The organism is Salinisphaera orenii subsp. orenii MK-B5, from assembly GCF_003788635.1.
GTDB classification, from domain to species: Bacteria; Pseudomonadota; Gammaproteobacteria; order Nevskiales; family Salinisphaeraceae; genus Salinisphaera; species Salinisphaera orenii.
In genome coordinates this window covers 1-26,314 of the sequence record NZ_AYKH01000008.1, presented here as the reverse complement: position 1 = coordinate 26,314, position 26,314 = coordinate 1, and the positions used below count along the sequence as shown (strand labels likewise).

Here is a 26,314-nt window from a genome sequence, read left to right as displayed (position 1 = left end):
GTTTTCGGAGTCCGTCATGGCCAGTGCCCGCAAGCAGTCCGCCCAGCGCCAGCACATGGCGCAGCTCGCCGCCCGTCTGATGGCCGAGCAGGGCATCCGCGATTTCCGCGTCGCCAAGCAGAAGGCGGCCCAGCACCTGGGCATCGACGTGCGCAACAGCATTCTGCCGCGCAACAGCGAGATCGAGGCCGCGCTCGCCGAGCATCACCGGCTGTTCGCCGGTGACGAGCAGCCGCAGCGGCTGCAGGCCATGCGCGAGGCCGCGGTCCAGGCGATGCGCCTGTTCGCCGATTTCCGCCCGCGCCTGGTCGGCGACGTGCTCTCCGGCCTGGCCGACGCCCATTCGGATATCCAGCTGCACCTCTTCGCCGAACAGTCGGAAGCCTTCGATCTGTTTCTCCAGGGGCAGGGCATCCCCTACGAACTCGTCGAACGGCGCTATCGCTTCGCCGAGGGGCATCGCTTCTACCCGGCGTTTCGTTTCGTGGCCGGGGAGCATCGCTTCGAGGCGACGCTGTTCGGGGCCACGGAGATCCGCGAGGCGCCGCGCAGCCTGGTCGACGGCGCGCCGATGGCGCGCGCCAACGTGGACCGCGTCGAGCGCCTGATCGCCGACGAGCAGCTGCGTGCGCGCCTCGCCGACCTCTGAGTCGCCCGCGACCGAGGCCCGCAAGTGGCCGGTGACCGTCACCGTGATCCTGGGCACGGTGGCGGTGGTGCTGAATGCGACCGTCGTCAACGTGGCCATTCCGCCGATCATGGCCGATTTCGGCATGAGCCAGATGGCCGCGCAGTGGCTGGCCACGGGCTTCATGGCGGCGATGACCGCGACCATGCTCGCCAGCGCGCGGGTGATGGAGCGCTTCGGCCAGCGACGCACCTTCGAGATCTCGCTCTGGGTCTTTCTGGCAGCCTGCGTGCTCGCCGCGGCCAGCCCCAGCGGCGGCGTGATGATCGCCGCCCGCCTGCTCCAGGGCGCCACCGCCGGCATGATCCAGCCGCTGGCGCTGGTGCTCATCTTCGATGTCTTCCCCGACCGCGAACGCGGCAAGGCCCTGGGGCTCTACGGCATGGGTGTGGTCCTGGCTCCGGCGCTCGGGCCAGCGGTCGGCGGCGTGCTCATCGACTGGCTGTCCTGGCGCGCGGTGTATCTGCCCGGCATCCCCTTCGGTCTGGCCGCGCTCTGGGGCGCGCGCCGGTACCTGGTCGAACACCGCTCGGACGCTCCGCTGGCCTTCGACTGGCTCGGTCTGCTGCTGCTCGCCGTCGGCCTGGCGGCGCTGCTGCTGGGGCTGTCGATGCTCGCCGGCACCGGGGGGTGGGCTCTGCCCGGCATCGTGGTCGGCCTCGCGCTGCTGGCCGGCTTCGTCTGGCGGGCGGCCACCGCCGAGGCACCGCTGATTCAGCTGCAGGTCTTCGCCTATCCGCGCTTCGCGCTTGCCAGCCTGCTGGCGATGGCCTATGGCGCCGGCCTGTATGGGTCCACCTATCTCGTGCCGCTGCTGATGCAGGGCGTGCAGCAGTTCTCCGCGACCGCCACCGGGCTGGCGATGATGCCGGCGGGGCTGTCGCTGACGGTGATCTTTCCGCTCGCTGGCCGGCTGGCCGATCGTCTGCCGGCCCATCGCCTCATGCTCGTGGGCTGTGCCGGTTTTGCCTTCGGCATGCTGGGGCTGGCCTTCAGCCGGCCGGACACCGGCTTTCTGGCGCTGGTGCTGTGGATCGCTTTCGGCCGCATGGCGCTCGGCATCATGATGCCGGCGTTGAACATCGACGGCCTGCGCAGCCTGCCGGCGGCGCACACGCAGCAGGGGTCGGGGGTCATCAACTTCGCCCGCCAGCTGGGCGGTGCACTGGGCGTCAACCTGCTCGCACTGCTGCTGGAATCACGCATCGGCGCGCGCCTGGAGGGTGCCGTCGATCTGCATCGTGTCTACGACCGCGCTGGCGGTGGCCGCGACGTGATCTCGGCCTTGACAAAGGGCTTTTCCGAGACCTTCATGGTGTTGGGATTAGTATTCGTCCTGGCAATGATCGCCGCGGGCTGGATGGGGTATCTGCATGCAAAACTTCGAAAAGATTCTGCTGGCCTACGACGGTAGCGAACAGGGGCGCGTGGCGCTGCGCCGCACCCTGCCACTGCTGGGCACCGGCGAGGTCGAGGTGCATCTGCTGGCGGTGGTGCCCCTGACCGGGGCGGTGGCCGCGGCCGAGGGCTTCTACACCGAGAGCATGTACGAGGCCGAACGCGAGCGCATCGAGGCGATCCTCGACGAAGGCGTGGATCTGCTCAAGCAGCGCGGCGTGGACGCGGAGGGCCATCTGCGCGCCGGCGAGCCGGCGCATCAGATCCAGCGGCTGGCCGACGATCTGGCCGTGGACCTGGTGGTCGTGGGCCACCAGCGCCGCGGGCTGCTGGCGCGCTGGTGGCAGGGCTCGGTCGGGGCCTCGCTGCTCGACCGGCTCAACTGCAGCCTGCTGGTGGTCCAGGCCGCGGCCGAGGAGCTGCCCGGGCGCGACGAGCCGGCGTCCTGAGCGAGCACGCCGGGCCGCGACCGGGCGGATGCGGCCGTATCGCCGAGCCGTTCGATGCGAGGTTCCGCGCTCGCGACGCGGAATGATCGCAGGCGCCTTGCGGCGCGACCGGCGCAGAGGCGGGCCAGCGCATGACGGCGGGGCGCAATGCGATGTCCCGGCTTCGGCGCGTCCGCGGTGGCCGGCTTGGCGCATGGCGTGGCCGGCGTGCCGAGGGGGATGCGGGGCCGTGCGATCGTTAACGCGGGGCCTGTCGCTCGACGCTAGTCGCTGAGGTAGGCCCGCCAGTCGTGCTCGGTGTCGCCGAAGGCGATGAAGTGCGGGTTGAGTATGCTGTCGCCGTCGTTGTAGGCGAGCGCGTGGCCGTGCAGATCGGTGATGGCGCCACCGGCGGCGCGCAGCACGGCGTCACCGGCGCCGGTATCCCATTCGCTGGTCGGCCCGAGACGCGGGTAGAAATCGGCCCGGCCCTCGGCGATGACGCAGAACTTCAGCGAGGAGCCCATGGTCACGGGCTCGTAGTCGGGCATGCGCGCCAGCACGGCGTCCACTTCGCTGCCGCGGTGCGAGCGCGAGACCAGCACGCGCGGCGTGTCGGCCCGCGTCGACACGGCGATGCGCCGCGGCGCGTCGTCGCCGGTCTGGCAGAAGGCGCCGAGCGCGCCGGCGCCGAACCAGAGCGTATCCAGCACCGGCGCGTAGACCACGCCCAGCACCGGCACATGATCGCGGATGAGGGCGATGTTGATGGTGAACTGGTCGTTCTTGTTGACGAATTCGCGGGTGCCGTCCAACGGGTCCACCAGCCAGTGCTCGGCCCAGCCGCGACGCTCGGCGTAGGGTGTTTCCGCGCCTTCCTCGGACAGCTGCGGCGTGTCCGGCGTCAGCCGCGTCAGGGCGGCCTGGATGTGGCGATGGGCGGCGAGATCGGCCTGCGTCAGCGGGCTGTCGTCGTCCTTGGTCTCGACGTCGAAGTCGCTGTAGTAGATCGGCAGCGTCAGCTGGCCGGCCTCGACGGCGATGTCGCACACGGCGTCGAGCAGATCGCGGGTCAGTTCCATGGGTCGCGGTGGCTGGGAGTCCAGCGCCGCATCATACCGGCTGAGACAGCCGCCGTGGTTCAGCCGCGCCCGCCGCTGTGACGCCGCGGCCGGCCGCCGTCACGGCGGCCCCGGGGCTTGCGCCGGCGCGGCGCGGGTCGTGTGATCTCGTCGGCGAAATGGTCCGCGGGCGGCATCTCGGCGTCGATCTTGTGTTCGATGTAGGCTTCGATGTCCGGCAGCGAGTAGACGTATTCCTCGCAGGCGAACGAGATCGCGCTGCCGGTCTTGCCCGCGCGTGCGGTCCGGCCGATGCGGTGAACGTAGTCCTGGGCGTCCTGGGGCAGGTCGAAGTTGATCACATGGCTGACGTCCGGGATATGCAGACCGCGGGCGGCCACGTCGGTGGCGACCATGATCGGCAGTTGGCCGTCCTTGAATTCCTCGAGCAGCCGCAGCCGCTTGTTCTGGGCGACGTCGCCGGACAGCGTCGCCGCGGTGAAGCCGTTGGCGTTGAGGGTGTCCTCGATGCGCTCGGCCATGCGCTTGGTGTTGATGAAGATCAGCGTGCGCTCGGCCGCCAGGCGTCGCAGCGTGCCCACCAGCAGCGTCATCTTGTCGTCCTTGGACACGTGATACAGCTTCTGCGTGATGGCGCCGATGTTGACCGTTTCGGTATCGGTGCGCACCAGCTTGGGGCTGTTCATGTGCTCGTAGGCGAGCTCGAGCACGCGATGCGACAGCGTCGCGGAGAACAGCAGGTTCTGGCGCGCGTCCGGGGCCGGCATCTTGCGGAACAGATAGCGGATGTCGTTGATGAAGCCGAGATCGAACATGCGATCGGCCTCGTCGAGCACGGCGACCTCGATCGCCTGCAGCGTGTAGATCTTCTGCTTGTAGTAGTCGATCAGGCGGCCGGGCGTGCCGATGAGTATGTCCACGCCGTCGGCGATGGCCTGGCGCTGCTCGTCGTAGCCGGTGCCGCCGTAGCAGACCACGCACTTCAGGCCGGTGTCGGCGGCCAGCGGCAGGGCGTCGTTGTAGATCTGGTCGGCGAGCTCGCGCGTCGGTGCGAGTATCAGCGCCCGCGGCTGCGAGGCACCGACGGGGGCCTGGGCGCTCGGCTGCCTCGGCTGGCGCATCAGCCGGTCCAGCGTCGCCAGCAGGAAAGCCGCGGTCTTGCCGGTACCGGTATGCGCCTGACCGGCGATGTCGGTGCCGGACAGCGCCAGGGGCAGCGTTTCCGCCTGGATCGGCGTGGCGTGAGTGAAGCCGCGCTGGGTCAGGCCGGCGACGATCGTCTCGTGCAGGCCGAGGCTGTCCAGGCGGGTCTCGGTCAGCAGGCTGCCCGGGTCGTCGGTGGCGTTCGGCGGGGCGGCGTCGGTCGAGGTGTCGGTCATAGATGGCCTGGCTTGAAAGCAGGGACCCGGCAGGCGTTGCGATTTCGGCGTGCCGGGGGTTGAAAAACGCGTGCAGATAGGCTCCAATGGCAGGCAGTAACGCGAATACGCGATTTCGCTGCCCTGTCCGGGCACATCGCCCGTCCTCTGGCGCTGTTTTCTGCAATCCGCACTATAACAGCTTGTCGTCTCCGACGACCGTCGAGCGGCAGGCAGCCGCGCACCTTGCAAACAACTGTTCGTGCCCTCAATTATCCGCCCGTACGCGCCTCGACGGACTGCGTCGGGCGCCGCAACAGCCCACTTTCCATTCGAGGTCCCTCGCGAGGACGCCCATGAGTGAAAACATAGTCAAAGTGACCGACGACAGCTTCGAGCAGGATGTGTTGTCGGCCAGTGGTCCGGTGCTGGTCGACTACTGGGCCGAATGGTGCGGTCCCTGCAAGATGATCGCGCCGGTGCTGGACGAGATCGCCGACGAATACGACGGCCGGCTCACCATCGCCAAGCTCAACATCGACGAGAATCCCAACACGCCGCCTCGCTACGGCATCCGTGGCATTCCCACGCTGATGCTGTTCAAGGATGGCGATGTGGCCGGCACCAAGGTCGGTTCCGTTTCCAAGACCCAGCTGACCGAGTTCGTCGATCAGCACATCTAGACCCCCGAGCCGCCGCCGGCATTCGCCGGCGGCCGGGCTCCCCCGCCCGCCTATTCATGTCGAAGCGTGCGCGCTTCCTCGCAAACCGTAGATAGCCGTGTCTGAAGATACACTCGATGAACGCCAGTCGAAGGATTCCAGCAACGGCGGCAACGGCGGTGGCAACAACCGTCGCGGTCGGCGCCGCAAGAATCCGAACGGCGGCAACAAGCCGCGGAACAACAACAACAGCAATAACAACGGCAACCGCAGCCGCGGCGGTTCCGGCAACAAGGGGCCGAACAATCCGCCGAACGAGGATATCGACGAGGCGGAGTTCGAGGCCTATGCCGGTGCTGCCGGGGACGGCCCAATCCTGAATCTGTCCGAGCTCAAGCAGAAGACCGCCGCTGAGCTCATGGAAATGGCGCAGGAGATGGAGCTCGAGAACATCTCCCGCATGCGCAAGCAGGATCTGATCTTCGCCATGCTCAAGGGGCATGCGAAGTCCGGCGAACGCATCTACGGCGACGGCGTGCTCGAGATTCTGTCCGACGGTTTCGGTTTCCTGCGCTCGAACGAGGCCTCCTACATGGCCGGGCCCGACGACATCTATGTCTCGCCCAGCCAGATCCGGCGCTTCGCGCTGCGCACCGGCGACAACATCCGCGGCCGGATCCGGCCGCCGAAGGAATCCGAGCGCTACTTCGCGCTGCTCAAGGTCGACGACATCAACGAGGACCCGCCCGAGAAATCCAAGGGCAAGGTCCTGTTCGAGAACCTCACGCCGCTGTTCCCGACCGAACGGCTGCACATGGAGCTCGGCAACGGGTCCACCGAGGACATCACCGCGCGCACGATCGATCTGGTCGCGCCCTTCGGCAAGGGCCAGCGCGGTCTGATCGTCTCGCCGCCCAAGGCCGGCAAGACGATGATCATGCAGAACATCGCGCAGTCGATCGCGCACAATCACCCCGACTGCCATCTCATCGTGCTGCTCATCGACGAGCGGCCCGAGGAAGTCACGGAGATGGAGCGCGGCGTGCGCGGCGAGGTCGTGTCCTCGACTTTCGACGAGCCGGCCTCGCGGCACGTGCAGGTCGCGGATATGGTCATCGAGAAGGCCAAGCGGCTGGTCGAGCACCGCAAGGACGTGGTCATCCTGCTGGACTCCATCACGCGCCTGGCGCGCGCCTACAACACCGTGGCGCCGTCCTCGGGCAAGGTGCTGACCGGTGGTGTCGATGCCAACGCCCTGCAGAAGCCCAAGCGCTTCTTCGGCGCCGCGCGCAACGTCGAGGAGGGCGGCAGCCTGACGATCATGGCCACCGCGCTGATCGAGACCGGCTCCAAGATGGACGAGGTCATCTACGAGGAGTTCAAGGGCACCGGCAACATGGAGCTCCATCTGGATCGCCGGATCGCCGAGAAGCGCATCTATCCGGCCATCCACGTCAATCGCTCGGGCACCCGCCGCGAGGAGAAACTGGTGCCGCCGGAGGAACTCCAGCGCATGTGGGTTCTGCGCAAGCTGCTGCACGGCATGGACGACCTGGCCGCGATGGAACTGCTCATCGACCGCATGAAGCAGACCAAGACCAACGCCGAGTTCTTCGAGTCGATGAAGCGCTGATCGACGCCGCGCTGCAGACGCATTAAGGCGGGCCGCGGCCCGCCTTTTTCGTGTGCGTCTCCCGCCCGGAACGGCCCCGAGACGATCAGTCGGCGTCGTTTTCCAGTCGTGGCGCGATCTCGGCGGCGATCGCTTGCGCGCTCTGTCGCCAGCCGCGGGACAGGCTGGCCACCAGCGCTTCGTAGCCGTCCTCTGACAGCGGTATACGGCGCTCGAAACGTGCCTGCGCCAGCTGCCGGCCGGCGGCGTCGGTCAGCGTCCACTGCCCGGCGATATGGGCCGACCCGTCGTAGTGGCCCATGAATTCGTCGACCCGAGTGCCCAGATGCAGCGCGGCATCCGGTTCGCCGCGACCAGCGCGCTGCACGAATACCCCGTCGAGCTCGGTGGCCAGTCCCGCGTAGAGGCCGTCGGTGAGCTGCGCGCTCAGCGGCGAGGCCCAGCGGTTGTCGTTGGCCAGGACCACGCGGTGGGCGGCGGTCTGATAGACGATGCCGCTGGCGTCCAGAAACGGCGCCACGTCCACCGGTTCGACGACTATCGCAGGGCGGCCGGCGGCCGGCGACGCCGCGCGTGTCGGCGTGCTGTGGTCGAGCATGTACAGCGCCGGGCCGCCGCCGGCGCCGGTGGCGCAGCCGGCCAGGGCGAGCACGAGACAGAGGGCGGCGATTCGGATCGGTGCAATCATCGTGCGGCCTTCGGGATCGGGTCCTCGGCGTCGGGTGGACCGAAGATGAGAGCGTTGGGATCGTCGCGCAGCGTGCGCGCGAGCGGCGCGACGTCGTCGAGCACGCGGTTGAGCCGGTTCAGTGAGCGGTTGAACTCATCGTAGGCCGGCGCGCCCTGCCGGTAGCCGCGCAGCGTGTCGCGAAGATCCTCGAGCACGCCCCGGAGCTCGCCCGGCAGATTCTGTGTGCCCGGTTTTTCGAGCAGCGCGTTGATGTTCTGTGTGGCCCGATGCATCTCGTCCAGGGTCGCACTCGTGGTCTCGAGTGTCTGCTTGATATCGTTGGCCACGGGCCGCAGGTCGAGGCCGTTGAGCTTGTCCATCAGCCCCGAGAGCTGCTGCTGCAGGTTGGTGATGCTGCTGGGTTCGCTCGGGAACACCGGATAGTCGCCGATCTCGGCCGCGGCGTATTCGCCCGCACCGCCGTCGAACTGCAGGTTGATGAACATCGAGCCGGTAAGCAGATTGCCGGACTTGATCGTAGCGCGCAGCCCGTTGTCGAAGAATCGACGCATGTTCCGGCGCCATTCGTCGCGCGACCAGTCGATCCATCCGGTGCCCAGGCGCTGTGGTTCGATCGCGATCAGGACGGGTATCTTGAAGTCGGTGAACTCGTCGAACTCGAAGTTCGAGCGGAAGAAGGGCACGGCCCGCACCGTGCCCACGCGGATGCCACGATACTCGACGGGTGCGCCGGGATCGAGCCCGCGCACCGAGTCATCCAGAAGCATGACGTACTCGATCCGTTCGTCGAAACGCTCCTGAACGGCAGCGTTGCGGGTCGGATACAGCGCGTACGTCGCGCCGTCGTCGGCGGTCTCGCCGGCTTCGACTCCGTCGGGTTCGCCAAAGGTCACGCCGCCGGCGAGCACGCTCTGAAGCGAGCCCGTCTGGACGTCGATCCCGTCCGATCCCAGATGGAAATCGATGCCGGACCGCAGCCAGAACTGGGTGCTGTCCGTCACGAGCCGCGCGAACGGCTCGCGCACGAATACGCTGTATTCCATGCGCCTGTCGTCGACGATGAAATCCGCCGCCTCGATCTGGCCCACGGTCTGACCCTGATAGATGATCGGGTCGCCGACGGCCAGCGAGTTGTCGGTCTCGCTGGTCAGGGTCACGGACACGCCCGGCTCGTCGGTCGAGCGCGCCGGCGGGTTGGTGAGCACCGAGAACCGGCGCCGCGACGTCTCGTCGCTGCCCGGGCGCAGACGGATGTAGGCGCCCGAGAGAATCGTGTTGAGGCCGCTGACGCCCTGGCGGCCGACGCGCGGCTTGACCACCCAGAACTGGCTGTCCTCGACCAGCAGGTCGGCGGTGTCGGGGTCCATCCGCACGGTGGCGATGGCGCCGTCGTAGTCGTCGGCCAGGCGCACGCTCTCGACACGGCCGACCTCGACGCTGCGCACCTTGATCGCGGTCTTGCCGGCTTCCAGACCCTCGGCCGTCTCCACGGCGAGCGTGATCTCGGGCCCGCGCGAGATCATGTTCTGGTAGAGCAGCCAGAGTCCGATGAGCGCCGCGCCCAGCGGGATCAGCCAGACCGGCGAGGGCCGGCGCCGGCGGCGTTGGAGGGTGGCGGTGTCTTCGCGTTCCATTCAGCGGTCCCCGGTGGGTGCGTCGCGCCACAGCGCGCGGGTGTCGAAGGTGAGCGCGGCGATCATGGTCACGACCACCACCGCGGCGAACGCGAGCGCGGCCGCGCCGGGGCGGATCGCCATGAGCGCACCGGCCTGGACCAGCGCGCCGAGCACGGCCACCACGAAGACGTCGATCATCGACCAGCGGCCGATCTTCTCGGTCAGACGATACAGGCGCATCTGGCTGCGCGAATCGGCATGCCCGCCGCGGCCGGCGATTCGACACAGCCAGGCCAGAGCCGCGATCTTGCTGATCGGCACCACGATGCTCGCCACGAAGATCACCAGCGCGATGGGCCAGGATCCGTGCGCGGCCAGGCTGATCACGCCGCCGACGATCGTCTGCGGGTCGGTGCTGCCGAGCGTGGTGACCGCCATGATCGGATAGACGTTGGCCGGGATGTAGAGGATCGCGGCGGTGACGATCAGGGCCCAGGTCAGCTGCAGGCGGTCGGCGCCGTGGCTGAGGTGTCGCCGCCCGCAGCGCGGGCAGCGGTGGTGCGGATTGTCGTGAAACGGGGCGTCGCAGCCGGCGCAGACGACCAGTCCCTGGCGGCGCCCGCTGCGTCCGGCACGTACCTCGGGCGCCAGGGGCGGCACCGGCGCCAGCGCGTCCCACAGCGTGACCCAGTCGATCAGCATGAGCGTGCGCAGCAGACACAGCGCGTAGCCACAGAAGGCCACGAACGAGGCGCCGATCTCGATCTCGGCCAGCGAGACCACCTTGATCAGACTGACCAGCACGCCGACGATGAAGACATCGGCCATCATCCAGGGCTCCATCGGCCGGAGCATGCGGGCGAGCACGAGCGCGCCGGGGACTCGCGCGCCGGACTGCGCGGCGGCGGCGATATATAACAGGGCCGCCAGATAGGCGCCGGGCAGGAGCACCGTCGTGGCCAGGAGAATCGCGGCGAGGCTGGGATAGTCGTAGCCGAGCATGGCGCCGGCGGCGTCGACGAACGACATCGTGTGGCCGACGCCGCGGGTCGAGAAGCTCAGGAAATCGAAGGCGAACACCAGCCCCAGGAGTACGAGGCTGGCCAGCGCCCAGGCCATGGGACGCTGCATGTCCCGCTGGGCCGGGCCGGCCACGTGATGATGGCAGCGCGGGCAGTGGGCGGCCTCGCCGGGTGCCCGTGCCGGCAGGTGCATCACCCGGTCGCATTCGCGGCACAGCGCCGGGCGCGTCGATGCGGATCGCGAAAAATCGCTCATGCTCGCAGCCTACGCATGCACACCGCGGGGCGACGCATCGCCGGGGCACGGTCGGTGACCGCGCCCCTACGGCCGATCAGCGCTTGTCGATGTTGACGTAGTCGCGCAGCTTGTAGCCGGTGTAGACCTGACGCGGGCGGGCGATGCGCATGCCCGGATCCGCCATCATCTCCGACCAGTGCGCGGCCCAGCCGACCGTGCGCGCGATCGCGAACATCGGCGTGAACATGTTGATCGGGATGCCCAGCGCCTGGTAGATGATGCCGGAATAGAAATCCACGTTCGGGTAGAGCTTGCGCTCGACGAAGTAGTCGTCCTCCAGGGCGATGCGCTCGAGCTCGAGGGCCAGCTCGAAGAGCCGGTCGTTCTGCATGCCGTAGTGCTCGAGCACCTCGTGACAGTAGCCGCGGATGACCGTGGCGCGCGGGTCGAAGTTCTTGTAGACGCGGTGCCCGAAGCCCATCAGCCGGAAGGGATCGTTCTTGTCCTTGGCCTTCTCGAGATACTTCGGCACCTGCGAGGCGTCGCCGATCTCGTTGAGCATGTTCAGCACCGCCTCGTTGGCGCCGCCGTGGGCCGGGCCCCAGAGTGCGGCGATGCCGGTCGACAGGGCGGCATAGGGGTTGGCGCCGGTGGAGCCGGCCATGCGCACCGTGGAGGTCGAGGCGTTCTGCTCGTGGTCGGCATGCAGGATGAACAGCACGTCCAGCGCCTTGGCCGCGACCGGGTCGACCTCGTACTCCTCGGCCGGCACGGCGAAGCACATGCGCAGGAAGTTCGAGGCGTAGTCGAGATGGTTCTTCGGCCCGATCTTGGGCTGGCCGATCGAGTGCTTGTAGGCGGCCGCCGCGATCGTGGGCATCTTCGCGATCATGCGATGCGCGAAGATCTCGCGATGATCCGGATCGCGGATGTCGGTGGTGTCGTGATAGAAGGCCGACAGCGAGCCCACGATGCCGGTGAGTATGGCCATCGGGTGGGCGTCGTAATGGAAGCCGTCGTAGAACTTGACCAGCGACTCGTTGAGCATCGTGTGATGCGTGATCGCGTGGCGGAAATGATCCATCTCCGAGGCGGTCGGCAGTTCGCCGTTGAGCAGCAGGTAGCAGACCTCCAGGAAACTCGACTTCTCCGCCAGCTCCTGCACCGAGTAGCCCCGGTACATCAGCATCCCGTTCTCGCCGTCGATGTAGGTGATGTCCGACTGGCAGCTGCAGGTGGCGGTGAACGCCGGATCGTAGGTGAACACGCCCTGCTTGCCGGCCAGACCGCGCACGTCCACGCCGGGTGTGCCGAGCGTGCCCTCGACCAGCGGCAGTTCGGTGGTGGTGTCGTCCTGCGGATTGCTCAGCTTGAACGCTTGCGTCGTCATCTCCATCTCCCGGTGTTGTCCACAGTGGGTCGATCTAGTCCCGATCGGTTTCGACCACCGGCTGCGGATAATGCGAAGGGTATTCGGTGCGTGCCACCCCGGTGTCCACGGCGGCGCGGGCCACCGCCGGCGGGATGTAGTCGATCAGGCGCGGGTCGAACGGGCTCGGCACGATGTAGTCCGGGCCGAACGCCATCTCGCGCTGCTCGTGTGCCTCGAGCACGCTGTTGGGTACGGGCTGGCGGGCGAGTTCGCCCATGGCGCGGGCCGCGGCCACGCACATCGCCATGTTGATCCGGCGCGCGCGCACATCCAGCGCGCCGCGGAAGATGTAGGGAAACCCCAGCACGTTGTTGATCTGGTTCGGGTAGTCGCTGCGGCCCGTCGCCATGATGAGGTCGTCGCGCACGCTGCGGGCGTCCTCGGGGGAGATTTCGGGCGTCGGGTTGGACAGCGCGAAGACGATCGGCCGCGCCGGCATGGTCGCGATCTGTTCCTTGGAGACCGTGTCCGGCCCCGACAGGCCGATGAACACGTCGGCCTGCGCGATCGCGTCGTCGACGCTGCGCAGATCGGTCTTGGTGGCGAACTGGGCCTTGTGTTCGGACAGATCGTCGCGATCGGCATGGATCACGCCGCGGCGGTCGCACATGAAGACGTTGTCCAGCTGCGCGCCCATCTCCAGCAGCAGCTTCATCGAGGCGACCCCGGCCGCGCCCGCGCCCATGCACACGATGCGCGCATCGGCGAGCGTCTTGCCCTGCAGTTCCAGGGCGTTGATCAGACCGGCGGCGACGATGATCGCGGTGCCGTGCTGGTCGTCGTGAAAGACCGGAATGTCCAGGCGTTCGATGAGCGCGGCCTCGATCTCGAAGCAGTGCGGCGCGGCGATGTCTTCCAGGTTGATGCCGCCGAAGGTCGGCGCGATGCGCTCGACCGTGTCGATGAAATCGGCCGGATCGTCGGCGTCCACCTCGATGTCGAAGACGTTGACGTCCGCGAACTTCTTGAACAGGACCGCCTTGCCCTCCATCACCGGCTTGCTGGCCAGGGCGCCCGTGTCGCCGAGCCCGAGCACGGCGGTGCCGTTGGAGATCACGGCCACCAGATTGCCCTTCGAGGTGTAGCGGTAGGCGTCCTCGGGATCGTCCCGGATCGCCTTGACCGGTTCGGCCACGCCGGGCGTGTAGGCCAGAGACAGCTCGCCGTAGGTCGTGAATGGCTTGGTGACCGATATCGCCAGTTTCCCCGGCTTGGGCTTGGCGTGATAATCCAGCGCTTCCTGTTTGCGGGAATACTCGGTCATGCAGTCTGTCGGATCCGGCCTCGGACGTTCGCGCGGCTCGATGAGTTCGGCGAAGTCACGGTAAACGAATCGCCAAGTATACCGTCGGGCCGGCGCCGCGACCAGCGATCGCGGGCGCGATCACGCATTCTCCGGCTGGGCGTCGATGCCGACGAGTTCGCCGTCGGCGGTCACCGCGACGGTCAGTTCGATCGGCTGGCAGCAGACGAAACAGTCCTCGACGTAGCGCTGGTCGCCGGCGCTGCAGTCGATCAGCACGGTGATCGCCTCGCCGCAGTACGGACAGGTCACGGTGGCCTCCTCCAGCATCAGGGCACGAGCTCGGCGAGGATGTCGTCGAGGTAGTGCCAGCCGCGTTCGCTGGCCTGCAGGCCGTGGCCGTCTGCCACGAGCAGGCCTGCGGCGAGCGGCCGCGCGACGTGGTCGAGCAGCGCTGCCCAAGCCAGGCCAGTGCGTGTCTCGTAGTCGCGGCGGGCGAGCCCGTCGCGCCGGCGCAGGGCGTTGAGCAGACACTCGAAGCGCAGCGTCTCGGCGTCGGGCGTGCGCTGCTCGGCCAGGGCGGCGGGCGTGCCGGCCACGCTCATGTAGCCGGTGGGCCAGCGCAGGCGCGCGCTGCGCCGGATCGCGCCGTCGTCGCCGCTGAGCTTGCCGTGGGCGCCGGCCCCGATGCCGATGTAGTCGCCGAAACGCCAGTAGTTGTCGTTGTGCCGACAGGCCACGCCCGGCCGGGTCCAGGCCGAGACTTCGTACTGGGTGAAGCCCGCGGCCTCGAGCCGCGCCGCCCCGGCCTCGAAGATGTCGGCCACGGTGTCGTCGTCGGGCAGGGCGGGCGGCCTGCGGAAGAAGGGCGTGTTCGGTTCCAGCGTGAGCTGGTAGTAGGAGATATGGCCCGGGTCCAGCGCGATCAGGCGCTCGAGATCGGCGATGCCGCCGGCCCGCGTCTGCTGCGGCAGACCGAACATGAGGTCGCAGTTCAGACGCTCGAAGCCGGCGGCGCGGGCATCCGCGATCGCCGCCTCGGCGTCGGCGGCATCATGGATGCGTCCGAGCGCGGCGAGACAGTCGTCGTCCAGGCTCTGCACGCCGAGCGAGAGCCGGTTGACGCCGGCCGCGCGCAGGTCGGCGAAGCGGCCGCGCTCGGTGGTGCCGGGATTGGCCTCGAGCGTGATCTCGCAGTCGCCGGCCAGCGGCGTGATCCCGTCGATGGCCGCGAGGATGCGCGCGATCGACGCGGCCGAGAACAGACTCGGCGTCCCCCCGCCGAAGAACACGCTTTCGATCGGGCGCCTGACCCCGGCCGCCGCCATTCGCCAGTCGGCCAGCAGGGCGTCGACATAGGCCTGTTCGGGCAGCTGCCCCGGCGCCCGGTGCGAGTTGAAATCGCAGTAGGGGCATTTCTTCACGCACCACGGGAGATGCACATAGACCGACAGCGGGACGTCGGCGGCGTGCACGCGCGGTGTGGTCCGCGCGGGATCGGCTTCAGCCGCCTGCACGCAGGCGCTCAATGAGTTCGTGCATCGCGCGGGCGCGATGACTGACGCGGTTCTTGTGCTCGGCGCTCATCTCGGCTGCACTCGCGTTCTCGGATTCGACCCAGAACAACGGATCGTAGCCGAAACCGTGGTCGCCGCGCGGCTCGGTGAGCACCCGGCCGCGCCAGACGCCGTGGGCGATGATCGGCACCGGGTCGTGGGCGCTGCGGGTGGCCACCAGGCAGCAGTGAAAGGCCGCGCCGCGCTCGGCCGCGGGTATGTCGCCGAGCGCGGAGACCAGTTTGGCGTTGTTGGCCGCATCATCGCCGTGGACGCCGGCGTAGCGGGCCGAGCGCACCCCGGGGGCGCCGTCCAGCGCATCCACGGCCAGGCCGGAATCGTCGGCGATCGCGGCCAGCCCGGTGTGCGCGGCGGCGTGGCGCGCCTTGATCAGGGCGTTGTCGACGAAGCCGATGCCGGTCTCCTCGGCGTCGGCCACGTCGAATTCGCTCTGGGCGCTCAGGTCGATGCCGAGGCCGTCCAGCAGCGCGCGCATCTCCGCCAGCTTGCCGGCGTTGCCGGAGGCCAGCACCCAGCGCCGGGGCAGGCCGTTCATGCTATTCCCCGCGGGCGCCGCGCTGCGCGGCGAGCAGTTCGCCGATGCCCTTCTCGGCGTGGCCGAGCAGGGCGTCGAGCTCCTCGCGCTGGAAGGCGTGGCCTTCGGCCGTGCCCTGGATCTCGACGAAGCCGCCGGCCTCGTTCATGACCACGTTCATGTCGGTCTCGGCCTGCGAGTCCTCGGCGTAGTCCAGATCCAGCACCGGCGTGCCGTCGTAGATGCCCACCGACACGGCCGCGATCTGGCCGTGCATGGGGCTGCTCTTGAGTTTGCCGCGCTGGACCAGGGTGTCCATGGCGTCGGCCAGGGCCACGTAGCCGCCGGTGATCGCCGCCGTGCGGGTGCCGCCGTCGGCCTGGAGCACGTCGCAGTCGATGGTCACGGTGCGTCCAGCCAGCGCGTGCATGTCCATGACCGCACGCAGGCTGCGGCCGATCAGGCGCTGGATCTCGACGGTGCGGCCGCTCTGCTTGCCGCGCGCGGCCTCGCGCGCGCCGCGCGTGTGGGTGGCGCCGGGGAGCATGCCGTACTCGGCGGTGAGCCAGCCCTGGTCGGCGCCGCGCAGCCACGGCGGCACGCGTTCCTCGACGCTGGCCGTGCAGAGCACGCGGGTGTCACCGAAACTCACCAGTACCGAGCCGGCGGCATGCTTGGTGAACTGGCGCTCGAAGTGCAGGCTGCGGAGTTCGTCGGGCGCGCGCCCGCTCGGTCGGGTGGTCAAGATCTGGCCTCGCTTGGGTCGACGGGAGCCCGGTGTAGGGGCGCAAGAGTGTAACAGCGCCGGCGGTCGGCCCGGCCCCGGCAGCTGTGCGATACTGCCCGGCCAGCGTACCGCCAACCCGATGCAGGCTTTCATGACCCGCAGCATGACCGGATTCGCGCGCAGCCAGAGCCAGGGCACGTGGGGCGAGCTCGTCTGGGAGTTGCGTAGCGTCAATCATCGTTATCTCGACATCCATCTGCGCCTGCCCGAAGCGCTCCGATTTCTGGAGCCGGCGATCCGCGAGGCCGTCGGCCGGCATCTGTCGCGCGGCAAGGTCGAGGTCGGTGCGCGGTTCGCGCCGGCCGAAGCCAGCCGTGCGGTCGAGATCGACTACGCGCGCCTGGACGCGGTCAGCGAGGCGCTTTCGGAGATCCGCGCGCGGGTCATCGACTGTCAGGCGCCGGATGCGCTGCGTCTGCTGACCTTCCAGGGCGTTCAGCGCGAGACCGAGCCCGATACCGAGGCCCTGCAGCGCGATGCCCTGGCGGCGCTCGGCCAGGGGCTCGAGCAACTCAACGCCGCGCGAGCCGAGGAGGGCGCGCGCATGGAGGCCATGCTGCGCGAGCGCGCCGCGACCATCGGCGAGCGCGCCGAGGCCGCCGCCGCCCGGCTGCCGGTCGTCAAGACCGCCTGGGCGGACAAGCTCAAGGCACGGCTGGCCGAGCTCGACGTCGAGGCCGACCCCTCGCGGCTCGAGCAGGAGATCGTGTTCACCGCTCAGCGCATGGACGTGGCCGAGGAGCTCGATCGTCTGCACAGCCACGTGGCCGCGCTCGAGGACGCGCTCTCCCGCGACGAGCCCATCGGCCGGCGGCTCGACTTCCTGATGCAGGAATTCAATCGCGAGGCCAACACGCTCGGCTCCAAATCCCAGGATGCGGAACTGACCGAGCATGCGGTCGAGATGAAGGTGCTCATCGAGCAGATGCGAGAGCAGGTCCAGAACATCGAGTGACCGCCGCCCGCGCCGACTCGCGCGATTCGCAGCGACGGGAGCGCGCCCGAGCCGGCGGGTGACGGGTCGGGCCGACCGGCAGTAGCAAGAGTCGTCGCCGGAGCCGCGGGTCGGTCGCCGGGCGATCGGCCGATCGAGCAATCCGCGACGTTTGTCTGGCGGCGGCTCCCCGGGCGACGCGATCGGCGTTGCGCGCTTTTGCTGGCTTGTTGCGGGCGTCGCGAGTACTCTTGATGCAGGCGGGCCATCCGGACGGTATGGCTTGCGTACGGGCCACCGCGCTGCGGTGTTCGTCGCATGAGTTCACCCGCCGGGAGGTGTCGCTTACGCGACGAGAACGCCCATGCCATCTGTCGCTTCCCGCACCCGCGGCACCCTGGTCGCCATAGGCGGCGCCGAAGACAAGACCTCCGAGCGGGTGGTCTTGTCGCGAGTGGTGTCGCTGGCGTCGGCACCGCATCCGGAAGTCGCCGTGATCGCCACCGCCAGCGGGATTCCGGAGCAGGTCCTCGCGGCCTACGAGTCCGTGTTCAGTCAACTGGGGGCGCGCTGCGTGCACTCGCTGCCGGTGAGCACGCGCGAGGAGGCCGCCTGTGCGGAGACCTTGCGCGCGATCGAGCGCAGCGACATCGTGTTCTTCACCGGCGGCGACCAGCTTCGGCTGACCCATATGCTCGGCGGTTCACCCCTGCTGATCGCGATCCGGCAGCGGCTGCGGAGCGGCGCGGTGATCGCCGGCACCAGTGCCGGCGCCATGGCCCTGTGCACCACCATGATCTACAACGGCAACGCATCGGACGCGCTGCGCAAGGGCGGCGTCAACATGAGTTCGGGGCTCGGTTTCGTCGACGGACTGATCGTCGACACCCATTTTCTCGAGCGCGGCCGGTTCACCCGCCTGATGGAGGTCGGCGCGACCAATCCCGAGGATCTGGGCGTCGGGCTCGGTGAGGACGCGGCGGTCATCGTGCATCCGAATGGCATCCTCGAAGCGGCGGGGCCGGGGCACGTCATTCTCGTCGACAGCCGCGATCTGGCCCGCTCGAACGTCGCCGAGCTGGCGATCGGCGAGCCGGTGGCGGTGGAGAACATGGTCATGCATGCGTTGATCAGCGGCCATGGCTTCGATGTCGCCGCCCGCCGCTATCTGTCACCCCGGGAGGTCGAGGCGCGCATGCAGCCCGGCGCGTCGTCGTGAAGATACTCGAACACCGGGCGCTGCGCGGACCGAATTACTACAGCCGCTACCCCGCCATGCTGATGCGTCTGGACATCGGCGCGCTCGAGGCGCGGCCGAGTGACTGTGTGCCCGGTATCGTCGATCACCTGAGCCGGCTGATGCCGAGCCTGGCCGAGCATCGATGCTCGGTCGGCCGGCCGGGCGGATTCCTCGAACGCCTCCAGCGCGGGACGTGGGCGGGGCACGTGGTCGAACACGTGGCCATCGAGCTGCAGAATCTGATCGGTTTTTCGGTGGGCTACGGCAAGACCGTCGATTCCTATGAGACCGGCATCTACAACGTCGTCTACCGCTATCGGGACGAGGCCTGCGGACTGGCGGTCGGGGTCGAGGCGGTCGATCTGACCGAGCGGCTTTTCGACGGCCGGGACATCGACCTGGAGCCGGTCCTGTCACGCCTGAAGGCGGTGCGCGACGCGCACATGCTCGGGCCGTCGACCGCGGCCATCGTCGACGAGGCCCGGCGTCGCGGTATTCCCTGTACGCGCGCCAGCGACGAGAACAGCTACCTGCAGCTGGGCCATGGGCACCGCCAGCAGCGCATCCAGGCCACGGTGACCGGCAATACCAGCCTGATCGGCCACGGCATCGCCGACGACAAGAACTGGACCAAGCAGATTCTGGGCGACGCCGGGATCCCGGTGCCCGACGGTCGTACCTGCGACAGTGTCGAACAGGCGCTCGAGGCCGCCCGCGCGCTCGGCTATCCGGTCGCGGTCAAGCCGATGGTCGGCAACCATGGCCGCGGCGTGAGTACCGACGTGGGCGACGACGAGGCGCTGCACGCGGCCTACGAGGCGGCCCGGCTGCGCCACGACACGGTGGTGGTCGAGAACCACATCAGAGGCGAGGATCATCGCCTGCTCGTGATCGACGGCCAGCTGGTGGCGGCGGCGCGACGACGCCCGGCACATGTGATCGGCGACGGCGAGTCGACATTGCAGGCGCTCGTCGATGCCGCGAACCGCGATCCACGGCGCGGCGTCGGGCACGAGAACCTGCTGACACGCATCGATATCGACGAGCAGTCGCATCGGCTGATCGCCCAGCAGGGCCACAGCCTCGACAGCGTGATCGCCGCGGACGCGATCGTCTGGCTGAAGTCCACCGCCAATCTGAGCACCGGCGGCACCGCGGCCGACGTCACCGACGACGTGCATCCGGAGGTCCGCTACGCCGCCGAACGCATCGCGCGCCTGATCGGGCTCGACATCATCGGTATCGATCTGCTCGCCGAGACGCTGACCCTGCCGCTGGCCGAACAGTCCGCGGCGGTGGTCGAGGTCAATGCAGGGCCGGGCTTTCGCATGCACCTGTCGCCCACGCACGGCCGGGGCCGCGATGTCGGCCGGCACGTGGTCGACATGCTGTTCGGCCCGGCCGAGGGCGCGGCCGGAGCCGACGGGCGCGTCCCCATCACCGCCGTGACGGGCACCAACGGCAAGACCACGACGGTACGCCTGATCGCGCATCTGCTGCGCCAGGCCGGGCGCCGGGTCGGCCTCGCCTGTACCGGGGCGATCGAGATCGACAACCACGTGATCATGCAGGGCGACTACAGCGGTCCCCAGGCGGCCGCCATCGTGCTGCGCGAGCCCACGGTCGAGCAGGCGGTGCTGGAGGTGGCACGCGGCGGCATCATGCGCCGCGGGCTGGGCTTCGACGAATGCGAGGTGGGTGTGCTGCTCAATATCGCCAGCGATCACCTGGGCGACCACGACATCCACACGCTCGACGAACTGGCCCGCTGCAAGAGCGTGGTGATCGACGCCGTGCGCGCCGGCGGCACGGCGGTGCTCAACGCCGACGACCCGCGGGTGCTCGCCGCCCGGGAGTGGGCGCGCGGCGCGATCGTGTTCTTCACCCTCGATCCGGATTCGGTGCCGGTGCGCGAACATGTCAGCGAACACGGCGCCGCCTTCACGGTGCACGAGGGCTTCATGGTGCTCCGCCAGGGCCAGGTCGAGGCGCGCATCATCGCGGTGGCGGATATTCCCATCAGTTTCGGCGGCCGGGCGCGCTTCAACATTGCCAACGCCCTGGCGGCGGCCGCCGCCGGCCATGCGCTCGGCCTGACCGCGGGCGACCTGCAGATGGGCCTGCAGACCTTTCATCCGACCCTTGGGCAGAATCCCGGCCGCACCAATCTCATCGAAGTCGATGGCCTGCGGGTGCTCATCGACTACGGCCACAACGTGCCCGCGCTCGAAGCGCTGGACGAGCTGCTGGGCAGTTTCGGTGCCGCGCGCAATCTGTGTGTCGCCAGCGCGCCCGGCAATCGCCGGAACGAGGACATCGAAGCGCTCGGCGGTCAGCTCGCGCGCATGTACGGCGTGGTCTACATCTGCGAGACACAGCCGCGCGGCCGGCCGTTCGGCGAGGCCGCCGAGCTGATGCGCCGTGGCGCCGAGGCCGCGGGCGGCGCCTGCCGGATCGAGGTGGTTCTGGACGAACACGAGGCGGTCGGTCGCGCCCTCGAGGCCGCGGACGCGGAGGATCTGCTCGTGCTGCTGGTGGATGACGTCGACGCGGCCATCGCACAGCTCAGGGCGCGCGGTGCCCGCGCCGCGCCGGCGCCCGGTGCGTGATGATGACGCAGCCGATCTTTCCACCCGGCGGGCCCCTTCTATGACGGGAGGGCCGGGCGATGAGGCGTTGATCACGCTGCTGCGGGTGGGGCGGATCCACGCGCCCGAGCCGCTGGCGGCGACCGATATCCTGATCGCGGACGGCCGGATCGCGGCGCTGGGGCGTGATCTCGCGATCCCGGCCGGCTGGCCCATGAAAGTGCTGGAATACGGCGACCTGACCGCGGTGCCGGCCTTCATCGATCAGCACGTGCACGTCACCGGCGGCGGCGGCGAGGGCGGCTGCGGCACGCGCTGTTCGGAGATCGAGGCCGCCGATATCGCCGCCATGGGCATCGGCACGGTGGTCGGCGTGCTGGGTACGGACAGTGTCAGCCGCTCGCCCGCGGACGTGCTCGCCAAGGTGCGCGGCCTGCGCGCCGAGGGCATCGCGGCCTATATGTACACCGGCGCCTACCGGGTGCCGCCGCCGACGCTGACCGGCGATCTCCAGCGGGATCTGGCCTGGATACCCGAGGTGATCGGTCTCGGCGAGATCGCGATCTCGGACCATCGCTCCAGCCAGCCGCAGGCCCACGAAATCGCGCGGCTGGTCTCGGAAGTACGGGTCGGGGCGATGCTCGCGGGCAAGCGCGGCATCTGTCATTTCCATCTCGGCGACGGCGCGCGCGGACTCGAACCGCTGCGGCGGCTGCTGCGGGACACGGAGATTCCTGCGGATCAGGTGATCCCGACCCACGTCAATCGGCGCCACGCGCTGCTCGAGGAGGCGGCCGCGTTCTCGCTGGAATTCGGCGCGACCGTGGACGTGACCGCATTCGACGATTGTCCGGGCGAGCACGAATTCTCCGCCTTCAACGCCGTGTCGCGCCTGCTCGCGCGGGGCGTGCCGGCGGACCGGATCACCATGAGTTCGGACTGCAACGGCAGCCTGCCCGTCTTCGACGGCGAAGGGCACTACGCAGGCATGCGCATCGCCGGCAACACCGCGCTGCTGTCGGACTGGCAGCGGCTGGTGCGCGAGTCGGTGCTGCCGATGGAACAGGCGCTGGGGCTGATATCGGGCCACGTCGCGCGCGTGCTCGGCCTCGAGGCGCGAAAGGGGCGCCTCGCCGCGGGTTTCGACGCCGATATCGCCCTGCTCGACGACGAGCTGCAGCCGCGGCATACGTTCGTGGCCGGGCGTCGTATCGACCCGGAGCGGCGTGCGGCGCGGCCGGCATGAGCTGCAGGGGATGACAACACGCGAGCGGCGCGGGCAGGCCGCAACCACTCGTTTCTCGAATCTTGTGCCGCGCACCGCGGCCCATGGAGCCGCCGGATGACACAGCACAATGTGTTCGTATTGGGTCTGGACATGTTCAATCGGCGCAAGCTCGAAAACACGAGCGCCGCGTCGGAGTGCCGCTTCATCGGCCTGCTGGATCCCGCCGAGATCATGGAGGCGGATTATTTTCCGATCGCCGACATGCTCGAGCGCGCCGTGGCGCAGATCGAGGCGCATGACGGGCCGCCGCATGCCGTGATCGGCTATGTGGATTTCCCGGTCAGCACGATGATTCCGATCATCGCCCGTCGCTTCGGCCTGCGCGCGCCAACGCTGGAAAGCCTGCTGCGCTGCGAGCACAAGTACTGGAGCCGTCTGGTACAGCGCGAGGTGGTGGCCGAGCATGTTCCGGCCTTCGAGCTGGTGGACCCGTTCGGCGACGATCCCGCCGGCGCGCTGACGCTGGATTATCCGTTCTGGATCAAGCCGGTGAAATCGGCCGGCTCGTTCCTGGGATTCCGGGTGGACGACCGCGCGGCCTTCGATCACGCGCTCGCCACGATTCGCGAGCACATCGGCATCTTCGCCGAGCCGTTCGACCACATCCTGGCCCATGCCACCCTGCCGCCGGCGGTGGCCGACGTCGGCGGGCATTACTGTATCGCCGAATCGCTGATCGGCGGCCGCCAGTGCACGCTCGAAGGCTATGTGTTCGACGGCGCGGTGCATTTCCACGGCGTCATCGACTCCATCCGCGCGCGCGACCGGCCGACGTTTCTGCGTTACCAGTATCCGTCGCGTCTGCCACTGGCCGTGATCCGGCGCATGGAGGCGATCGCGCGCACCGTGCTGGCGCATATCGAGTTCGATCAGTCGGCGTTCAACATCGAGTTCTTCTGGGACGCGTCGGCCGACCGGGTCTGGCTGCTGGAGATCAACACACGGATCGCCCAGCACCACAGCGACCTGTTCGAGAAGGTCGACGGGGTATCCAATCACGAGGTGGTGGTGGACGTGGCCCTCGGGCGAGCGCCGCGGTTCGTGCACGGCCAGGGCGAGTTCGCCCATGCCGCCTGCTGTTTTCTGCGCCACTATCGCGACGGCGTGGTCGGGCGGGTGCCGGAGGCCGCCGAGATCCAGGCGCTGGCGGCCTCGGTTCCGGGTATGATCTTCGAACCGCATGTGGAAGCCGGCACCCGCCTGTCGGCGCTCACCCATCAGGAAACCTACAGCTATGCGCTGGCGCTGCTCTATCTCGGCGGCGACGATCCGCAGATGCTGCGTGAACACTATCGCCTGTGCCGGCGGACGCTGAACTTCGACATCCGCCCCGTCGCCAACGAGGACACCCAGCCATGAGACGCGTGCGGATCTTTCCCAACCCGGTGCGCGAGGTCGACGGCGTCTGGATCACGATGGCCGACGGCGTGCGGCTGGCCGCCCGGATCTGGATGCCCGAAGATGCGGAATCCGAGCCGGTGCCGGCGATCCTGGAATACATCCCGTACCGCAAGAGCGATCACACCCGCGCCCGGGACGATCTGAATCATCCGTATTTCGCCGGCCACGGCTATGCTTCGATCCGCGTCGACATCCGCGGCAGCGGCGACTCCGAGGGCGTGCTCACCGACGAGTACACCAGTCAGGAGCTCGAGGACGGCGTGCGCATCATCGACTGGCTGGCCGCCCAGCCATGGTGTGACGGCAATGTCGGCATGATCGGCATCTCCTGGGGCGGCTTCAACGGCCTGCAGATCGCCGCCCTGCAGCCGGAGGCGCTCAAGGCCGTGATCACGGTCTGCTCGACCGACGACCGCTACGCCGACGACGTCCACTACATGGGCGGCTGCATGCTGCTCGACAATCTGTCCTGGGCGTCGGTGATGTTCGCCGGCAACGCCAGCCCACCGGACCCGGCCGTGGTCGGCGACAATTGGCGGGCCATGTGGCTCGACCGGCTCAAGGGCAGCGGGCTCTGGCTGGATCAGTGGACCCGGCACCAGCACCGCGACCCCTACTGGAAACACGGCTCGGTGTGCGAGGACTTCTCGCGTGTCCAATGCCCCGTATTCGCGGTCAGCGGCTGGGCGGACGGCTATTCGAACGCCGTGTTCCGGCTGCTGGCGCGGCTCGAGGCGCCCTGCAAGGGCCTGGTCGGCCCGTGGAGCCATCGCTACCCGCACCTCGGCAAGGCCGGACCCGCCATCGGTTTTCTGCAGGAGTCGCTGCGCTGGTGGGATCACTGGCTCAAGGGCGAGGACACCGGCGTAATGGACGAGCCGGCGCTGCGCGCGTGGATGCTCGACAGCATCGCCCCCGCGCGCAGCTACGAGGTGCGCCCGGGCCGCTGGGTCGGCGAGGCCGGCTGGCCGTCGGCGCATATCATCGAGCGCCGATTCGCTTTGGGCGACGGGACGCTGGTTGATGCCGTGGACCCTGACGCGACCGACGCCCCGACCGACGCATCGGCGCCGCGCAGTATCTGTTCGCCGCTCAAGACCGGCCTGATGGCCGGCAAGTGGTGTTCCTACGCCAACGGTCCGGATCTGGCCGGGGACCAGCGCGACGACGATGCCGGCTCGCTGGTCTTCGATACGGCGCCGCTCGCCGAATCACTGGAGATTCTGGGGGCGGTGGTGGTCGAGCTCGAGCTCGCGGTGGACCGGCCGCTGGCCATGATCGCCGCGCGCCTCAACGACGTACGGCCCGACGGCAGCGTCACGCGCGTGACCTACGGCGTGCTCAACCTCACCCATCGCGACAGCCACGAGAATCCCGAACCGATGGTGCCGGGCGAGCGCTATCGCATCCGGCTCGCGCTCAACGATATCGGCCAGCATTTTCCGGCCGGCCATCGGCTGCGGCTGTCGCTGTCGTCCTCCTACTGGCCGCTGGTCTGGCCGTCGCCGGAGCCGGTGACACTCACCGTCTGGCCGTCGGCGAGTCTGCTGCGCCTGCCGGTGCGGCCACCGAACGACGCCGATCGCCGCCTGCCCGAGCTGGCCCGGCCGACGGGATCGATGCCGACGCCGAACACCGTGATCGAACCCGGCGCCAACGACTGGCAGATCGTGCACGACCTGGGCAGCGGGCGTTTCAGCCTCGACGTGACCGACGCCGAGGGCGTCTACCGTCTGGAGAACACCGACACGCAGATCGAGCAGCGCGGCACCGAGCGCTACACCGCGGTCGGCGACGACGTGCTCTCCGCCGAGGGCGAGGCCCGCTGGACGCTGGGTTTCCACCGCGAGGGCTGGCGCGTGCGCACCCATACCGAGACACATATGCGGGTCGACGCCGACTATTTCTATATCCGTGCAACGCTGATGGCCGAGGAGGACGGCGAGCCCGTCTACCACGACGAATGGAACATCAGCGTGCCCCGGCATCACGTCTGATGGACGATCGCACGACACTCATCGACGGCCAGCGGCTGCGGGAGCGGCTGGTGGACCTGGTGCGCATTCCGTCGGTGACCGGCGACGAAGAGGCCGCCATACGCCGCATCGCCGACTGGCTGAGCGCCTGCAACGCCGAGGTCGACTACTGGTATGACGGCATCGGCAAGCTGGTCGTCGACCCGGATTACCCCGGGCACGAGATCGAGCGCGCCTGGGTGCCGGTGGTCGCCGGCACCATCCGTGGGACCCGGCCCGGGCCCACTGTCCTGCTCACCGGGCATGTGGACGTGGTCCCACCGGGCGACTACAGCCAGTGGACGCGCGATCCCTTCGCCGGCGTGATCGAGGACGACCGCCTCTACGGGCGCGGCGCCTCGGACATGAAATCGGGTCTGGTCGCGGCGCTGGAGGCGTTCGAGGCGTTCGCCAGCGGCCCGCGGGATTTTCCGGGGCGGGTGGTCTTCGTCGCCGTTCCGGCGGAGGAGGACAGCGGC

At 68.8% G+C, this 26,314-nt stretch carries 23 protein-coding genes; 12 read left to right on the top strand and 11 right to left on the bottom strand.

All coding sequences use genetic code 11. From position 1 onward, the window contains the following. Positions 1-16 precede the first annotated feature (16 nt). The 3 genes from SAOR_RS05325 to SAOR_RS05315 are packed head-to-tail and all read left to right on the top strand — an operon-like array spanning position 17 to position 2,535. Positions 17-649, top strand: coding sequence for a hypothetical protein (locus tag SAOR_RS05325; protein ID WP_123630532.1), 633 nt, complete (start codon positions 17-19; stop codon positions 647-649). Then, on the top strand, positions 627-2,102 hold the full coding sequence (locus tag SAOR_RS05320) for a DHA2 family efflux MFS transporter permease subunit (protein WP_123630531.1): 1,476 nt from the start codon (positions 627-629) through the stop codon (positions 2,100-2,102). The genes SAOR_RS05325 and SAOR_RS05320 overlap by 23 nt, the downstream gene beginning before the upstream one ends. After that, positions 2,062-2,535: a universal stress protein gene (locus tag SAOR_RS05315; RefSeq protein ID WP_123590908.1), complete on the top strand. Its 474-nt coding sequence runs from the start codon at positions 2,062-2,064 to the stop codon at positions 2,533-2,535. Before SAOR_RS05320 ends, SAOR_RS05315 begins: the two co-directional genes overlap by 41 nt. A 263-nt stretch (positions 2,536-2,798) precedes the next feature. Here SAOR_RS05315 and cysQ read toward each other — a convergent pair whose 3' ends face one another. Both cysQ and SAOR_RS05305 read right to left on the bottom strand, forming a co-directional pair. Next, the gene (gene cysQ / locus SAOR_RS05310) at positions 2,799-3,596 is read right to left on the bottom strand and encodes a 3'(2'),5'-bisphosphate nucleotidase CysQ (protein WP_123590909.1); all 798 of its coding nucleotides are present in this window, start codon (positions 3,594-3,596) and stop codon (positions 2,799-2,801) included. A 59-nt stretch (positions 3,597-3,655) separates the two neighbouring features. After that, on the bottom strand, positions 3,656-4,975 hold the full coding sequence (locus tag SAOR_RS05305) for a DEAD/DEAH box helicase (protein WP_123630530.1): 1,320 nt from the start codon (positions 4,973-4,975) through the stop codon (positions 3,656-3,658). Between the two features lie 335 nt (positions 4,976-5,310). Here SAOR_RS05305 and trxA point away from each other — a divergent pair, with 335 nt between their 5' ends. Both trxA and rho read left to right on the top strand, forming a co-directional pair. After that, positions 5,311-5,637: a thioredoxin TrxA gene (gene trxA, locus SAOR_RS05300; protein ID WP_123590911.1), complete on the top strand. Its 327-nt coding sequence runs from the start codon at positions 5,311-5,313 to the stop codon at positions 5,635-5,637. A 355-nt stretch (positions 5,638-5,992) separates the two neighbouring features. Then, positions 5,993-7,249: a transcription termination factor Rho gene (rho, locus tag SAOR_RS05295; protein ID WP_123590990.1), complete on the top strand. Its 1,257-nt coding sequence runs from the start codon at positions 5,993-5,995 to the stop codon at positions 7,247-7,249. 85 nt (positions 7,250-7,334) lie between these two features. Here the strand turns inward: rho and SAOR_RS05290 are convergent, their stop codons facing one another. The 9 genes from SAOR_RS05290 to rph form a co-directional block, all read right to left on the bottom strand. Next, entirely contained in the window at positions 7,335-7,937 is a 603-nt protein-coding gene (locus tag SAOR_RS05290; RefSeq protein ID WP_123590912.1) for a PqiC family protein, read from the bottom strand. Further along, positions 7,934-9,574 (bottom strand): intermembrane transport protein PqiB, encoded by a 1,641-nt coding sequence (gene pqiB / locus SAOR_RS05285; RefSeq protein WP_123630529.1) that lies wholly within the window; start codon positions 9,572-9,574, stop codon positions 7,934-7,936. Before pqiB ends, SAOR_RS05290 begins: the two co-directional genes overlap by 4 nt. After that, positions 9,575-10,834: a paraquat-inducible protein A gene (locus SAOR_RS05280; protein ID WP_123630528.1), complete on the bottom strand. Its 1,260-nt coding sequence runs from the start codon at positions 10,832-10,834 to the stop codon at positions 9,575-9,577. 76 nt (positions 10,835-10,910) lie between these two features. Then, positions 10,911-12,206: a citrate synthase gene (locus SAOR_RS05275; protein ID WP_123590991.1), complete on the bottom strand. Its 1,296-nt coding sequence runs from the start codon at positions 12,204-12,206 to the stop codon at positions 10,911-10,913. A 34-nt stretch (positions 12,207-12,240) separates the two neighbouring features. After that, positions 12,241-13,512: a malic enzyme-like NAD(P)-binding protein gene (locus SAOR_RS05270; protein WP_123630527.1), complete on the bottom strand. Its 1,272-nt coding sequence runs from the start codon at positions 13,510-13,512 to the stop codon at positions 12,241-12,243. Positions 13,513-13,632: 120 nt separating this feature from the next. Then, on the bottom strand, positions 13,633-13,821 hold the full coding sequence (locus SAOR_RS05265) for a CPXCG motif-containing cysteine-rich protein (RefSeq protein ID WP_123630526.1): 189 nt from the start codon (positions 13,819-13,821) through the stop codon (positions 13,633-13,635). Beyond that, on the bottom strand, positions 13,821-14,966 hold the full coding sequence (hemW, locus tag SAOR_RS05260) for a radical SAM family heme chaperone HemW (protein WP_123630589.1): 1,146 nt from the start codon (positions 14,964-14,966) through the stop codon (positions 13,821-13,823). Before hemW ends, SAOR_RS05265 begins: the two co-directional genes overlap by 1 nt. A gap of 28 nt (positions 14,967-14,994) precedes the next feature. Then, on the bottom strand, positions 14,995-15,603 hold the full coding sequence (rdgB, locus tag SAOR_RS05255; RefSeq protein WP_123630525.1) for an RdgB/HAM1 family non-canonical purine NTP pyrophosphatase: 609 nt from the start codon (positions 15,601-15,603) through the stop codon (positions 14,995-14,997). Position 15,604: 1 nt separating this feature from the next. Next, positions 15,605-16,330: a ribonuclease PH gene (gene rph / locus SAOR_RS05250; protein WP_123590993.1), complete on the bottom strand. Its 726-nt coding sequence runs from the start codon at positions 16,328-16,330 to the stop codon at positions 15,605-15,607. A gap of 130 nt (positions 16,331-16,460) precedes the next feature. On the opposite strand from rph, the gene SAOR_RS05245 reads away from it, so the two are divergent. The 7 genes from SAOR_RS05245 to SAOR_RS05215 all read left to right on the top strand — a co-directional run. Beyond that, positions 16,461-17,324 carry a YicC/YloC family endoribonuclease gene (locus SAOR_RS05245; protein WP_123630524.1) on the top strand — a complete coding sequence of 288 codons (864 nt, stop codon included), beginning with the start codon at positions 16,461-16,463 and terminating at the stop codon, positions 17,322-17,324. A gap of 343 nt (positions 17,325-17,667) precedes the next feature. Then, positions 17,668-18,522 (top strand): cyanophycinase, encoded by an 855-nt coding sequence (locus SAOR_RS05240; protein WP_123630523.1) that lies wholly within the window; start codon positions 17,668-17,670, stop codon positions 18,520-18,522. Continuing rightward, the gene (gene cphA / locus SAOR_RS05235) at positions 18,519-21,152 is read left to right on the top strand and encodes a cyanophycin synthetase (protein WP_123630522.1); all 2,634 of its coding nucleotides are present in this window, start codon (positions 18,519-18,521) and stop codon (positions 21,150-21,152) included. The genes SAOR_RS05240 and cphA overlap by 4 nt, the downstream gene beginning before the upstream one ends. A 40-nt stretch (positions 21,153-21,192) precedes the next feature. Next, positions 21,193-22,377, top strand: a complete 1,185-nt coding sequence (iadA, locus tag SAOR_RS05230) for a beta-aspartyl-peptidase (RefSeq protein WP_123630521.1) — start codon at positions 21,193-21,195, stop codon at positions 22,375-22,377. Positions 22,378-22,473: 96 nt separating this feature from the next. Continuing rightward, positions 22,474-23,778: an ATP-grasp domain-containing protein gene (locus SAOR_RS05225; protein ID WP_123630520.1), complete on the top strand. Its 1,305-nt coding sequence runs from the start codon at positions 22,474-22,476 to the stop codon at positions 23,776-23,778. Beyond that, entirely contained in the window at positions 23,775-25,817 is a 2,043-nt protein-coding gene (locus SAOR_RS05220) for a CocE/NonD family hydrolase (RefSeq protein WP_123630519.1), read from the top strand. The genes SAOR_RS05225 and SAOR_RS05220 overlap by 4 nt, the downstream gene beginning before the upstream one ends. Then, positions 25,817-26,314 (top strand): M20 family metallopeptidase (locus tag SAOR_RS05215; protein WP_123630518.1); only part of this gene is annotated, 498 nt, incomplete at its 3' end. The genes SAOR_RS05220 and SAOR_RS05215, both read left to right, overlap by 1 nt.

Coding starts and splice junctions, on each gene's coding strand:
- SAOR_RS05325 (WP_123630532.1), top strand. CDS start 17: ATGGCCAGTGCCCGCAAGCAGTCCGCCCAGCGCCAGCACATGGCGCAG.
- SAOR_RS05315 (WP_123590908.1), top strand. CDS start 2,062: ATGCAAAACTTCGAAAAGATTCTGCTGGCCTACGACGGTAGCGAACAG.
- cysQ (WP_123590909.1), bottom strand. CDS start 3,596: ATGGAACTGACCCGCGATCTGCTCGACGCCGTGTGCGACATCGCCGTC.
- SAOR_RS05305 (WP_123630530.1), bottom strand. CDS start 4,975: ATGACCGACACCTCGACCGACGCCGCCCCGCCGAACGCCACCGACGAC.
- trxA (WP_123590911.1), top strand. CDS start 5,311: ATGAGTGAAAACATAGTCAAAGTGACCGACGACAGCTTCGAGCAGGAT.
- SAOR_RS05290 (WP_123590912.1), bottom strand. CDS start 7,937: ATGATTGCACCGATCCGAATCGCCGCCCTCTGTCTCGTGCTCGCCCTG.
- pqiB (WP_123630529.1), bottom strand. CDS start 9,574: ATGGAACGCGAAGACACCGCCACCCTCCAACGCCGCCGGCGCCGGCCC.
- SAOR_RS05280 (WP_123630528.1), bottom strand. CDS start 10,834: ATGAGCGATTTTTCGCGATCCGCATCGACGCGCCCGGCGCTGTGCCGC.
- SAOR_RS05275 (WP_123590991.1), bottom strand. CDS start 12,206: ATGACGACGCAAGCGTTCAAGCTGAGCAATCCGCAGGACGACACCACC.
- SAOR_RS05270 (WP_123630527.1), bottom strand. CDS start 13,512: ATGACCGAGTATTCCCGCAAACAGGAAGCGCTGGATTATCACGCCAAG.
- SAOR_RS05265 (WP_123630526.1), bottom strand. CDS start 13,821: ATGCTGGAGGAGGCCACCGTGACCTGTCCGTACTGCGGCGAGGCGATC.
- rdgB (WP_123630525.1), bottom strand. CDS start 15,603: ATGAACGGCCTGCCCCGGCGCTGGGTGCTGGCCTCCGGCAACGCCGGC.
- SAOR_RS05245 (WP_123630524.1), top strand. CDS start 16,461: ATGACCCGCAGCATGACCGGATTCGCGCGCAGCCAGAGCCAGGGCACG.
- SAOR_RS05240 (WP_123630523.1), top strand. CDS start 17,668: ATGCCATCTGTCGCTTCCCGCACCCGCGGCACCCTGGTCGCCATAGGC.
- iadA (WP_123630521.1), top strand. CDS start 21,193: ATGACGGGAGGGCCGGGCGATGAGGCGTTGATCACGCTGCTGCGGGTG.
- SAOR_RS05225 (WP_123630520.1), top strand. CDS start 22,474: ATGACACAGCACAATGTGTTCGTATTGGGTCTGGACATGTTCAATCGG.
- SAOR_RS05220 (WP_123630519.1), top strand. CDS start 23,775: ATGAGACGCGTGCGGATCTTTCCCAACCCGGTGCGCGAGGTCGACGGC.